12 protein-coding genes, 1 tRNA gene and 1 pseudogene are annotated in these 11,914 nt (G+C 76.2%); 5 read left to right on the top strand and 9 right to left on the bottom strand.

Translation table 11 applies throughout. The annotated features are described in order from the left end of the window. The first annotated feature begins 32 nt into the window (after positions 1 to 32). Positions 33 to 1,286: a sugar MFS transporter gene (locus E4A51_RS12345; protein WP_134851911.1), complete on the top strand. Its 1,254-nt coding sequence runs from the start codon at positions 33 to 35 to the stop codon at positions 1,284 to 1,286. Here E4A51_RS12345 and E4A51_RS12350 read toward each other — a convergent pair. The 3 genes from E4A51_RS12350 to E4A51_RS12360 are packed head-to-tail and all read right to left on the bottom strand — an operon-like array spanning position 1,274 to position 3,347. After that, the gene (locus tag E4A51_RS12350) at positions 1,274 to 1,954 is read right to left on the bottom strand and encodes an ABC-2 transporter permease (protein ID WP_134851912.1); all 681 of its coding nucleotides are present in this window, start codon (positions 1,952 to 1,954) and stop codon (positions 1,274 to 1,276) included. The genes E4A51_RS12345 and E4A51_RS12350 overlap by 13 nt on opposite strands. Next, complete coding sequence (locus E4A51_RS12355; protein ID WP_134851913.1) at positions 1,951 to 2,907, bottom strand: ABC transporter ATP-binding protein; 957 nt, start codon at positions 2,905 to 2,907, stop codon at positions 1,951 to 1,953. The genes E4A51_RS12350 and E4A51_RS12355 overlap by 4 nt, the downstream gene beginning before the upstream one ends. Further along, the gene (locus E4A51_RS12360; RefSeq protein WP_070319695.1) at positions 2,904 to 3,347 is read right to left on the bottom strand and encodes a GntR family transcriptional regulator; all 444 of its coding nucleotides are present in this window, start codon (positions 3,345 to 3,347) and stop codon (positions 2,904 to 2,906) included. Before E4A51_RS12360 ends, E4A51_RS12355 begins: the two co-directional genes overlap by 4 nt. Positions 3,348 to 3,519: 172 nt before the next feature. On the opposite strand from E4A51_RS12360, the gene E4A51_RS12365 reads away from it, so the two are divergent. Further along, positions 3,520 to 4,350, top strand: coding sequence for a cyclopropane-fatty-acyl-phospholipid synthase family protein (locus E4A51_RS12365; RefSeq protein ID WP_240696461.1), 831 nt, complete (start codon positions 3,520 to 3,522; stop codon positions 4,348 to 4,350). Positions 4,351 to 4,378: 28 nt separating this feature from the next. On the opposite strand, the gene E4A51_RS12370 is transcribed toward E4A51_RS12365, so the two are convergent. Beyond that, a complete protein-coding gene (locus E4A51_RS12370) occupies positions 4,379 to 5,002 on the bottom strand; it encodes a nitroreductase/quinone reductase family protein (RefSeq protein WP_134851914.1) in 624 nt (207 codons plus the stop codon). A gap of 113 nt (positions 5,003 to 5,115) precedes the next feature. Then, positions 5,116 to 5,187: transfer RNA gene (locus tag E4A51_RS12375), tRNA-Gln, on the bottom strand. A 144-nt stretch (positions 5,188 to 5,331) separates the two neighbouring features. On the opposite strand from E4A51_RS12375, the gene E4A51_RS12380 reads away from it, so the two are divergent. The 3 genes from E4A51_RS12380 (at position 5,332) to E4A51_RS12390 (ending at position 7,825) form a co-directional block, all read left to right on the top strand. Next, a complete protein-coding gene (locus E4A51_RS12380; protein WP_046530238.1) occupies positions 5,332 to 5,931 on the top strand; it encodes a TetR/AcrR family transcriptional regulator in 600 nt (199 codons plus the stop codon). Positions 5,932 to 5,991: 60 nt separating this feature from the next. Continuing rightward, complete coding sequence (locus E4A51_RS12385) at positions 5,992 to 6,510, top strand: MarR family winged helix-turn-helix transcriptional regulator (protein ID WP_046530237.1); 519 nt, start codon at positions 5,992 to 5,994, stop codon at positions 6,508 to 6,510. Positions 6,511 to 6,580: 70 nt separating this feature from the next. Further along, positions 6,581 to 7,825, top strand: a complete 1,245-nt coding sequence (locus E4A51_RS12390) for a CynX/NimT family MFS transporter (protein WP_134851915.1) — start codon at positions 6,581 to 6,583, stop codon at positions 7,823 to 7,825. Positions 7,826 to 7,841: 16 nt separating this feature from the next. Here E4A51_RS12390 and E4A51_RS12395 read toward each other — a convergent pair whose 3' ends face one another. The 4 genes and pseudogenes from E4A51_RS12395 to E4A51_RS12405 form a co-directional block, all read right to left on the bottom strand. Then, the gene (locus E4A51_RS12395) at positions 7,842 to 9,131 is read right to left on the bottom strand and encodes an ABC-F family ATP-binding cassette domain-containing protein (RefSeq protein ID WP_370297503.1); all 1,290 of its coding nucleotides are present in this window, start codon (positions 9,129 to 9,131) and stop codon (positions 7,842 to 7,844) included. A gap of 42 nt (positions 9,132 to 9,173) precedes the next feature. Further along, a pseudogene (locus E4A51_RS18980) lies at positions 9,174 to 9,656 on the bottom strand (ATP-binding cassette domain-containing protein); the annotation flags it as partial. 132 nt (positions 9,657 to 9,788) lie between these two features. After that, positions 9,789 to 10,901, bottom strand: coding sequence for an ABC transporter permease (locus tag E4A51_RS12400; protein WP_046530234.1), 1,113 nt, complete (start codon positions 10,899 to 10,901; stop codon positions 9,789 to 9,791). Further along, the gene (locus E4A51_RS12405) at positions 10,898 to 11,815 is read right to left on the bottom strand and encodes an ABC transporter ATP-binding protein (RefSeq protein WP_134851916.1); all 918 of its coding nucleotides are present in this window, start codon (positions 11,813 to 11,815) and stop codon (positions 10,898 to 10,900) included. The genes E4A51_RS12400 and E4A51_RS12405 overlap by 4 nt, the downstream gene beginning before the upstream one ends. Between the last annotated feature and the right edge of the window lie 99 nt (positions 11,816 to 11,914).

Here is an 11,914-nt window from a genome sequence, read left to right on the forward strand (position 1 = left end):
GCCCCGTGCCGCCGCCGCCTGCGAGGACCCGCGTGCCGTCCCTCACGTTCACCGCCACCCGCCGCTCCGCCTACGCGGGGTACGTCGTGCAGGCGGTCGTCAACAACCTGGCGCCCCTGCTGTTCGTCGTGTTCCACACCGCGTTCGACGTGCCGGTCGCGCAGCTGGGGGCGCTCGCGGCGCTGAACTTCGGCGTGCAGCTCGCCACCGACCTCGTCGCGATGCGGGTGGTCGACCGGATCGGGTACCGCCGTCCGCTGGTCCTCGCGCACGTGCTCGCGGCGGCGGGGCTCGTGCTGCTCGCGGTGCTGCCGGCGGCGCTGCCGTCGCCGTTCCTCGGGCTGTGTGTCGCCGTCGTCGTGTACGGCGTCGGCGGCGGGCTGCTGGAGGTGCTGGTGTCGCCCGTCGTCGAGCACCTGCCGTCGCCGCCGGGGTCGAAGGCCGCGGGCATGGCGCTGCTGCACTCGTTCTACTGCTGGGGTCAGCTCGCGGTCGTGGTGGGCACCACGGTGCTGCTCGCCGCGCTGGGCACGGACCGGTGGGCGCTGCTGCCCGTGCTGTGGGCGCTCGTGCCGCTCGCGAACCTCGTGGTGCTGCTGCGCGTGCCGATGCCGGCCACGGTCCCCGACGAGCACCGCACGCCCGTGCGCCGCCTGCTCGGGACGCCGCTGTTCCTCGCGGCGCTCGTGCTCATGACGACGGGCGGCGCGGCCGAGCTGACGATCGCGCAGTGGTCGTCGTTCTTCGCCGAGCAGGGCACGGGCGTGCCCAAGGAGGTCGGCGACCTGCTGGGGCCGGGCCTGTTCGCGCTGCTGATGGGCCTGGGGCGGTTCGCGTACGGGATGTGGGGCCACGGCGTGCCGCTGCGCCCGCTGCTCGCCGCCTCGGGTGCGGGCGCCGCCGTCTGCTACGTCGTCGCGGCGACCGCGACCGTGCCGGTCGTCAGCCTGGTCGCGTGCGCGCTGTGCGGCCTCGCGGTCGCGCTGCTGTGGCCCGGCACGTTCTCGCTGACGTCCGCGCGGTTCCCGCTCGGCGGTGCCGCGATGTTCGCGCTGCTCGCGCTCGCGGGCGACGCGGGCGGCATGCTCGGGCCGCTGGGCGCGGGCGTGCTCGCGGGCCTGACCGACGGACCGCTGGGCGGGCTCGCGGCGGCCCTGCCGCCCGACTCCGGCAGCGGGCTGCGCGCGGGTCTGCTGCTCATGGCCGTCGTGCCCGCGGCGTTCGCCGTCACCGTGCTGGTGTCGGGCCGCGCCGCCGCGGGCGACCGGCAGGGTCAGCCGGCCTGACGCGCGCCCGCGGACACGCGCGCGGTGCGCCGCCGGTCGAGCCGCCACGACGCGAGCGCCGAGAGCACGAGCGCCGTCGCGCCGCCCAGGACCGCGAGGCCGGCGACGAGGCCGGGTTGCCGCTCGAGCGGCTCGACGAGCCCACCCAGGTCGAGCTCGCCCGACGCCCCCAGCGCGGCGCCGCCGGCCGACAGGAGCATGATCGGGACGTAGCCCAGCAGCCGCCCGCGCGTGTAGCCGACCGCGTAGTAGACGGGCAGCTGGATCCCGACGAGCAGCGCGTACGTGACGAACCCCGCCGTGGCGACGAGCCCGAGCTCGCCGGCCGTGACGACCGCGTCCCCCGTGGTCGACCACGCGACCGCGAGGACCGTGGCCGCCGCCGTCGCGACCAGGTACGTCAGCAGCGACAGCACGTAGCGCGCGAGCACGAGGGTGCCGCGCTGCACGGGCAGCGACGCGTGCAGCGTGCCGAGGTCGTTCTTGTCCTCGACCGCGAACGGGTACGCCGCGACGACCGCGGCGAACACGGCGCCCGCCATGAGGCCGACCGCCGGTGGGCCGATGACCACCAGCACGCCCATCGCGCCCAGCACCATGAGCAGCTGGCGGGTGTAGGGGCGCACCGTCATGACGTCGAGCCGCAGCGCGGCGGCCGTGGCGCTCACGACCGGCCCCGCGAGGTGAGCAGGCCGCGGCGGCGGGCGGGTGCGGGCGGGTCGGGGTCGACGGGCGGCGGCGTGCCGCCGAGGTGCACGACGATCTGGTCGAGCGTGGGCCGCTCGACCAGCACGCCCGGGCCGAGCAGCGGCACGTCGTCGGTCGCGACGAGGGCCTCGACCCCCACGGCCGTGCGGCGCGCGCCGTGCAGCGGCACGATCCCGTCGGCCGGGAGCTCGTCGTCGTCGCCGCGGACCAGGCAGTACGCGTCGAGCACGTCGTCACGCGTGCCGCTGCGCACGACGCGCCCGCCGCTGAGCACCGTGAGGTGGTCGGCGATCCGCTCGAGGTCGGCCGTGATGTGCGTCGAGAACAGCACGCTGCGCGCGTCGTCGACGAGGTAGTCGCCGAGGATGCCGACGAGCTCGTCGCGCGCGACGGGGTCGAGGCCGCTGGTCGGCTCGTCCAGCAGCAGCAGACGCGCGTCGTGCGACAGCGCGACGGCGATCTGCAGCTTCATCGTCATGCCGCGCGACAGCTCCTTGACGCGCGCGCGGCGGTCGAGCCGGAACGTGCGCAGCAGCGTCGCGAACCGGTCGTCGTCCCAGCGCGCGTAGAACGGGCGCAGCGCCGTCGCGACGTCGTCGAGGCGCCAGTCCTCGACGAGCGCGGGGCGGTCGAGCACGATGCCGATCTCCTGGCGCAGCGCGACGGGCGCGGGCAGCGCGTGCCCCAGCACCTCGACCGTGCCGGCGGACGCGGTCCACATGCCCAGCAGCGTGCGGATGAGGGTGGTCTTGCCGGCGCCGTTGGGGCCGACGAGGCCCATGACGTAGCCGGTGGGGAGCGCGAGGTCGACGTCGCGCAGCGCGAAGCCGCCGAGGTCGACGGTGACGCCGCGCAGCGCGAGCGCGAGCGGCGCGGCACCGGCGGGGGCCGGGGTCGCCGCGGGGCCGGTCACCGGTGGGCCGCCGTCCGTGCGGCACCGGCAGGTCGCCCGGTCCCGGCGGGCGGGCCCGCGGCGTCGGTGTCGCCCGCGAGCAGCGCGTCGAGCATCTCGACGAGGTCGTCGCGGCCGAGCCGCGCGAGCCGCGCGGCGTCGATCGCGGTGGCCAGGCCGTCCTCGACGCGTCGCAGCAGCTGCTCGCGCACGAGGTCGGAGTCGACGGGGAGCACGAACGCGCCCTTGCCGGGCACGTTGGTGATGAACCCCTCGGCGGCGAGCTCGGCGTACGCCCGCGTGGTCGTGATGACCGAGATCCGCAGGTCCCGCGCGAGGCCGCGCACCGAGGGCAGCGCGGCGCCGTCCTCGAGCTCGCCGCGCAGGATCGCGGCCTTGACCTGCTGCGCGACCTGCTCGTACAGGGGCACGTCCGCGTTGTTCGAGACGACGATCCGCACGCCACCACCTCCTACTGTGTATAGACACTATGAACAGTAGGAGGTGGTGCGTCAAGCCGGACGGTCCCGGCCGACGGCCCCCGCCGCGCGCTAGCGTCGTCGTCGTGCGCTCCTGACGACCCTCCCGCCCCGCCGCCCGCTGCGGCGACCGTCGTCGACCCCAGGAGCACCTGTGACCACCCCTGCCCGCCCCACCCCCTTCTGCGCCTACACCGCCCCCGCGCTGTGGGACGACCCCCACGTCTCGGCGCAGATGCTCGCCGCGCACCTCGACCCGCTGTCCCCGCTCGCGTCGCGCCCGCACGCGTTCGTCGACCGGTCCGCCGCATGGCTCGTCCCCGCGCTGGGCCTCTCGCCCGGCGACCGGCTGCTCGACCTCGGCTGCGGGCCGGGGCTGTACGCCGAGCGCGTCGCCCGTGCCGGCGTGCGCGTGCTCGGCGTCGACGTCGCGCCCCGGTCGCTCGCGCACGCGCGCGCCGTCGCCCGCCGCGACGACCTGCCCGTCGAGCTCCGGCACGGCAGCTACCTCGACCCCGGGACCGACCTGGGCGACGGCCACGACGCAGCGATCCTGGTCTTCGAGGACTACAGCGTGCTGAGCCCCGACCAGCGCGCCACCCTCCTCGCGCGCGTCCACGGCGCGCTGCGGCCCGGCGGTCGGCTGCTGCTCGACGTCACGAGCGCGGCCCGCTTCGCGACCGTGCGCGAGGGCAGCACCACCGCGCCCGGGCTCATGGGCGGCTTCTGGTCCGCCGAGCCCTACGACGGGACGCACGAGACGTTCACGTACCCCGGGCTGCGGCTCGTGCTCGACCGGTACACGATCCGCGCCGCACGCACGACGCGCGTGTTCTGGAACTGGATGCAGTGCCTCACGCCGCACGAGGTCGGCGACGAGCTGCGGGCCGCCGGCTTCGTCGCGCACGACGTGCTGGGCGACGTCGCGGGTGCGCCCCACGACCCGACGTCCCCCACGTTCGCCGTGCTCGCGCGGCGCGCCTGACGGCTCTCCTCGCGGTGCGGCCGTGACGTCAGCCCCGGCGGCGCCACGCCCGCACCGCCCGCCCCACGAGCGGCACCAGCGGCAGCGCGAGCCACGCCGCGAGCACCGCACGCGTCGCCGCGCCGCCCGGGTCGAACGGTCCGGGCAGCACCGCGGTCGGCGTGATCGCGAGCATCGGCAGCGTGCGCGCGAGCGCCAGCACCTCGTCGTCCGGCATCGCGGCCACGTCGCCGAGCGTCGAGCGGCCCGCCACGCCCATCGACGCCGCGACCACGCGCATCGCGCGCACGCGCGCGTCGTCGTCGACCACCTCGACCGCGCGCCCCGCGAACGCCGCACCCGGCAGCGTGACCTCGACCTCGGGGTGCGCGACGGCGTTCCGGTACCACTGCGCCGCGTGCCCGTACCCGGCCACGACCACCACGGCGCCGTCGACCACGGCGTAGCAGAGCGGCACCTCGCGGCGCTCGCCGCTCACCCGCCCCGTCGTGGTCAGCAGCAGGATCGACCCGGCCAGCGGCGTCGCGAGCAGCACGCCGCCGCCGCGTCGCAGCGCGGGCGCCGCGACGCGGCGGTTCACCACGAGGAACGCGCGACGCATCGGCTCGGCCAGGCGGGTGAGGACGGGACCGTACGGCAGCGGGTCGCTCATGCGACCACGCTAGGGACCGGTGCGGCACCGCGGCAGAGACGAAGGTCGCGACCGTCAGGAGCCCGTCCGGACCGACGGGTCGGGCCGAGCCGCGCACGGCGCTGCGGGTCGGGCTCCGCCCCCAGGATTCGAACCTGGACCGCAAGGCTCCAAAGGCCTGCGTGCTGCCGTTACACCAGGGCGGACCGGCGGCCCAGTCTGCCAGGCGCGGTCGCCCCGGTGCGCCGGACCCGACGCGACCGTGGCGCACGGACGTCCCCCCGCGCGGGCGCGCGGCACGGCACACTGGCCCGATGGCCTCCGACTCCAAGCGAGCGACACGCGCGCGCATGACCGGGACCCAGCGCCGCGCGCAGCTGCTCGACGTGTCACGGCGGCTCTTCGCCGAGAAGGGGTTCGACAACACGAGCGTCGAGGAGATCGCGGCCCGCGCCGAGGTCTCCAAGCCCGTCGTGTACGAGCACTTCGGCGGCAAGGAGGGCATCTACGCGGTCGTCGTCGACCGCGAGATCCAGGCGCTCACCGGCGCGCTCACGGACGCGCTCGAGGAGGGCGGCCACCCCAAGGTCATGGTCGAGCGCACCGCGCTCGCGCTGCTGACGTACATCGAGGAGTCCGAGGACGGGTTCCGGATCCTCGTGCGCGACTCGCCCGTCGCGCAGGCCACCGGCACGTTCTCGTCGCTCATCGGCGACGTCGCGTCCCAGGTCGAGCACCTGCTCGCGGCGCAGTTCAAGAAGCAGGCGCTCGACCCGCGCACCGCACCGATGTACGCGCAGATGCTCGTCGGCATGGTCGCGCTCACCGGGCAGTGGTGGCTCGACGCCCGCAGCCCCAAGAAGGCCGAGGTCGCGGCGCACCTGGTCAACCTCGCGTGGAACGGCCTCGAGGGCCTCGAGCGCCGCCCCGCGCTGACGCGCCAGCCCTGACGCGACCGCCCCGGCGCGGCACGCGACGCAGGTCTCTCGACGACGACTAATCTTCCGACCATGGCCGAGCCGCACGACGACGGGACCCCGCGCGACGAGGTCGACCGCATCGTGCTCGCGTGGCAGCACGAGCGGCCGGACCTCGACGTGCGGCCCCTCACCGTGCTGTCGCGCGTCAGCCGCCTCGCGCGGCACCTCGACCTCGCGCGGCGCGGCGCGTTCGCGCGGCACGGCCTCGAGACGTGGGAGTTCGACGTGCTCGCCGCACTGCGGCGCGCCGGTGCGCCCTACCGCCTGTCGCCGGGGGCGCTGCTCACGCAGACGCTCGTCACGAGCGGCACCATGACCAACCGGATCGACCGGCTCGTGCAGCACGGGCTGGTCGAGCGCCAGCCGTCGCCCGACGACCGGCGCGGCGTGCTCGTGCAGCTCACGCCCGCCGGGCTGCGGCGCGTCGACGAGGCGTTCGCCGACCTGCTCGACGTCGAGCGCGGCCTCATCGGCGACCTGCCCGAGGCGGACCGCGAGCGGCTCGCGTCGCTGCTGCGCGACGTCCTCACGCTCTTCGACGCGTCGTGACGGCGCAGGGCCGCCGCCCGCGCGTCACGACCCGCCCCGCCACGAGCACGCCCGTCGCGGCGCCGCGACCGTGAGCGCCCGCGCCCGCGCGGGCGGTGCGCTGCTCGGGGCGCTGCTGCTCGTCGCCCTGACGCTGCGCGGACCGCTCGTGGCGCCCGCCCCCGTGATCGACCAGGTCGCCGGGACGCTCGGCCTCACGTCGTCGGCCGCGGGGCTGCTCACGGGGCTCGGCGTGCTGTGCTTCGCGACGCTCACGCCGCTCGCCGCGCTCGCGCTCGGGCGCGCGGGCACGACCCGGATGCTCGCGCTCGCGCTGCTCGCGATCCTCGGCGGCACGCTGCTGCGCTCGTTCGGCGGCGTGCCCGGCGCGTTCGTGGGGACCGTCGTCGTCGGCGCGGCGATCACCGTGGGGAACGTCGGGGTGCCCGTGGTCGTCGCGCGCGACTTCCCGACCCGCGTGCCGCGCGTCATGGGCCTGTACTCGGCCGTCATGAACGCGGGCGCGTGGCTCACGACGCTCGGCACGGCACCCCTCGCCGGGCTCGTCGGGTGGCGCTGGGCGCTCACGGCGTGGGGCCTGCTGGCGCTGCTCGCGCTCGTCGTGTGGCTGCGCGTGGCGGGCGACGGCCCGTGGCGCGCGACCGGCCGGGCCGCGACACGGGCGGCCGCCGTGGCCGCCGCGCCCGGCGCGGCGGGCGCCGCGCTCCCGGCGCCGACCGCGCCGACGGCGGAGCCGCCCCGCGTGCCGCTGGTGCACCGTCCGGTGACCTGGCTGCTGTGCCTCACGTTCGTCGGGCAGGCCTCGTCGTACATGGGCGTCACGGCGTGGCTGCCGTCCGTGCTGCACGACGCGTCGGGGCTCGGCCGCGGCGGCGCCGGGGCCGCGGCGTCGTTGTTCCAGCTCTTCGGCGTGCTCGGCAGCGTCCTGGCCCCCGCGGCGCTCGCGCGGCGCGTGCCGCCGCGCGCGGTGGTGCTCGGCATCGCGGCCTGCTGGCTGTCGCTGCCGCTCGGGCTGCTGCTCGCGCCCGGCGCCTGGGTCGCGTGGGCGGTGCTCGGCGGCCTCGCGCAGGGCGCGAACTTCGTCGTGCTGTTCACGGTCGTCGCCGCCGTGGCCGACTCCCCCGCCGAGGTCCGCCGCCTCTCGGCCACGGTCCAGACCGTGGGTTACGCGGTCGCCGCGGCGACGCCCAGCGTGCTCGGCGCGCTGCACGAGGCGACCGCCGGGTGGACGGCGCCGCTCGTCGCGGTCGTCGGCCTGCTCGGGCTCGCGGCCACGACGCACACCCTCGCCGCGGGGCGGCTCCCGCACCGCTGACGGCGCGTCGGCGCGGTCAGCCCGCGGTCTCGGCGGCCTCGAGCCACGCGGCCTCGAGCTCGTCGCGCTCGGCCGCGAGCGCGCGCAGCTCGGCGTCGAGCGCCGTGACCGCCTCGTGGTCGGTGGCCTGCTCGGCCATGCGCGCGTGCAGGCCCGCCTCGAGCGTCGCGATCCGCTCGAGGCGGCGCTCGATGCGCTGCACCTCCTTGCGGGCGGCGCGGACCTCCGCGGCCGACGGCGCGGGCGCCGACGGGCCGTCCGCCGCGGGCGCGCCCCCGGGGGCCGCGGCCGCGTCGTCGGGCAGCGCGAACCGCGCACCCCCCAGCGCGGCGGCCCGCAGCTCGAGGTACTGCTCGACCCCGCCCGGCAGGTCCCGGACCTTCCCGTCCCCGAGCAGCGCGACCTGCCGGTCGCACACGCGCTCGAGCAGGTACCGGTCGTGCGACACCACGATCAGCGTGCCGGGCCACCCGTCGAGCAGGTCCTCGACCGCCGCGAGCGTGTCGGTGTCCAGGTCGTTGGTCGGCTCGTCGAGCAGCAGCACGTTCGGCTCGGCGACCAGCAGGCGCAGCAGCTGCAGCCGGCGCCGCTCACCGCCCGACAGGTCGCGCACGGGCGTGCGGGCGCGCTCGCGCGTGAACCCGAGCCGCTCGACCAGCTGGCTCGCGGTGAGCTCCTTGCCGCCGACCACCACCGAGCGCTTCTCGCGCTCGACCGCCTCGACGACCCGCAGGTCCGCGACCTCGTCGAGGTCCTCGACGTCCTGCCGCAGCTCGGCGACCTGCACGGTCTTGCCGCGCCGCACGCGCCCCGACGTGGGCTGCGCGCGGCCGGTGAGCAGCCGCAGCAGCGTCGTCTTGCCCGCGCCGTTGACCCCGACCACGCCGTACCGGTCCCCCGGGCCCAGCCGCCACGTCACGTCGTCGAGCAGCACGCGGCCGTCGGGCAGCGTGAACGTCACGTCCTCCAGGTCGAGGACGTCCTTGCCGAGCCGCGCGGTCGCGGTGCGCGCGAGCGCGAGCGAGTCGCGCGGCGGCGGCTCGTCCGCGATGAGCGCGGTCGCGGCGTCGATCCGGAACTTCGGCTTCGACGTGCGCGCGGGCGCCCCGCGGCGCAGCCACGCGAGCTCCTTGCGCAGCAGGTTCTGCCGCTTCGCCTCGACCGTCGCCGCCTGCTGCGCACGCTCGGCGCGCGCCAGCACGTACGCCGCGTACCCGCCGTCGTACTGGTCGACGACGCCGTCGTGGACCTCCCACGTGCGCGTGCACACCGCGTCGAGGAACCACCGGTCGTGCGTCACGACCACGAGCGCGCCGCTGCCGCGCGCGTAGCGCTCGACCAGGTAGCCGGCGAGCCACGCGACGCCCTCGACGTCGAGGTGGTTGGTCGGCTCGTCGAGCACCAGCACCTCGTCGTCGCGCACGAGCAGCGCCGCGAGCGCGACGCGGCGCCGCTGCCCGCCGGACAGCTGTGCGACGCGCGCGTCGAGCGCGACGTCCGCGAGCAGGCCCGTGTGCACGGCGCGCACGCGCGCGTCCGACGCCCACTCGTGCGCGTCGGCGTCGCCGTGCACGACGTCGCGCACGGTGCCGTCGCCCAGGTCGTCGCGCTGGTCGAGCAGCGCGACCCGGGTGCCGCCCGCGCGCGTGACGCGGCCGTCGTCCGGGGCCTGGCTGCCCGCGAGCACGCGCAGCAGCGTGGACTTGCCGGCGCCGTTGGGCCCGACGACGCCGATGCGCTGGCCGTCGTCGACGCCGAGGCTCACGCCGTCGAGGAGCGTGCGGGTGCCGAGGGTGAGGTGGACGCGGTCAGCGCCGAGCAGGTGAGGCATGAGGTCGTCCAGCCTGCCAGGTCCGCGGGCGGGGTGTCGACGCGGCACCCGGGCGCACGCCGCGGGGCGCCGGACCGCGCCCCGAGCCCGGCTCGGTCGGTGGTCCGGCGCCCCGCGGCGCTCCGGGTGCGCTCAGCGCGCGGCGCGGCTGCCGAGCACCTCGCGCACGCGCACGCGCGCACCCATCCGCAGCACCGACCGCTCGTAGATGCGCGCCGCGATGCCGATCACCACGACGCACGAGGCCGCGAGCACCGCGAGCGACAGCAGCGGCTCCCACCAGGCCGCGTCGCCGAGGAACAGCCGCACCGGCATGCCCACGGGAGCGCTGAACGGCACGTAGGACATCACGGACAGCACGGTCGCGTTGTCGTTGAAGAACACCACGAGGAAGTACGGCGCCATGACCAGCCACATCGCGGGCTGCAGCACGACGCCGGTGTCCTCGATGCGCGACACGAGCGACGCGCTCGCCGCGAACACCGACGCCAGCAGCACGAACCCGACCGCGAAGAACACGACGAACCACACCACGGGCGTGCCGATGAGCGTCAGCAGGTCGTCCTGCCCGGTGACGACCAGCGCGAGCACCGACACCGCCGCGATCGCCGCGGTCTGCCCGAGCGCCAGGGCGGAGTTCCCGAGGATCTTGCCGGCCAGCAGCGCGCGCGCCGGCACGGCGGACAGCAGGATCTCGACGATGCGGGTCTGCTTCTCCGTCACGGTGTTCTGCGCGATCGTCGAGCCGAAGCTGATCGCCGACATCATGAAGATCAGACCGAAGCCGAACGTCACGACGTAGCGCACGGGGCCGTCGGCGTTCGCGGGGGCGAGCAGCTCGACCTCGGGCCGCTGGGTGAGCGCGTCGAGGAGCGCGTCCGGCGCGGACTCCATCGCGAGCACCTCGACGCCCAGCGGGCCGTCGGCCGGCACGACCGCCGCCTCGACGTCGCCGTCCCGCACGGCCCGCTCGGCCGCGGCCCGGTCGGCGACGTCGGTGACGGCCAGGCCGTCGGTCGTCGGGACCTCGCCCGCGACGGACGTCACGACCGCGACCGGCACGTCGTCCTGCGCGCGGCCCGACATGACCGAGCTCACGACGATGGCCGCGAGGATCCCGACCAGCAGGATCGCCGTCGAGACCAGGAACGACTTCGAACGCACCTGCGACGTGATCTCGCGCTCGGCGACCAGCATGCTCGCGCGCACGAGCGACGGACGGTCGGGGGTCGGGGTCGTGCTCATCGGGCCGCCTCCTGCAGGTCGGGCTCGGGCGCGTCGATGACGACGTCGCGGAAGATCTCGGCGAGCGACGGGCGCAGCGGCGTGAACGCGTGCACCGGGCCCCGGGCGAGCGCCGTGCGCAGCACCTGCTGCGCGACGTCGTCGTCCGCGCGGAAGACGGCCGTGGCGGCGGCGAGCTCGTCGACCAGCACGCCGGGGACGTCCCGCAGCCACGCGACGTCGCCGTCGGCGACGATCTCGAACCGCGCGGTGCCGTGCTGCGCGCGCAGCTCCTCGCGGCCGCCGGCGGCCCGCACGCGCCCGCCGGCGATGATGACGAGGTCGTCGCACAGCCGCTCGACCACGTCGAGCTGGTGCGACGAGAACAGCACCGGCACGCCCTGCGCGGCACGCTCGGCGAGCACGCCCTGCACGACGTCGACGGCCATGGGGTCCAGGCCCGAGAACGGCTCGTCGAGCACGAGCACCTCGGGGTCGTGCACGAGCGCGGCCGCGACCTGCGCGCGCTGCTGGTTGCCGAGCGACAGGCTCTCGACCGGGTCCTTCGCGCGCTCGGCGAGGCCCAGCTGCTCGACCAGCGCGTGCGCGCGGGACGCCGCGCCGGCCCTGTCGAACCCGTGCAGCCGTGCGAGGTACGTCAGGTGCTCGACGAGCTGCATCTTCGGGTACAGGCCGCGCTCCTCCGGCATGTAGCCGAACCGCGAGCGCGCGGCGCCCGCGAGCGGCGCACCGTCGAGCGTCACCGTGCCCGCGTGCGGTGCGAGCACGCCCAGGATGATGCGCATCGTCGTCGTCTTGCCGGCCCCGTTGCCGCCCACGAACCCCGTGAGCCGACCCCGCCCGACCGTGAAGCTCACGTCGTCGAGCACGAGCCGGTCGCCGAACGATCGGCTGACCCCGTGCAGCTCGAGCATCGTGCCTCCTGCCGTCCACGCGTCCGGCGGTCCCGGACGTCCTGGCACGACGGTAGGCGGGACGGCGGTGCCGGCACCTCGGGCGGGCGGCCGATCCTG

Origin of the sequence: Cellulomonas sp. HD19AZ1 (assembly GCF_004535805.1) — a bacterium.
GTDB classification, from domain to species: Bacteria; Actinomycetota; Actinomycetes; order Actinomycetales; family Cellulomonadaceae; genus Cellulomonas; species Cellulomonas iranensis.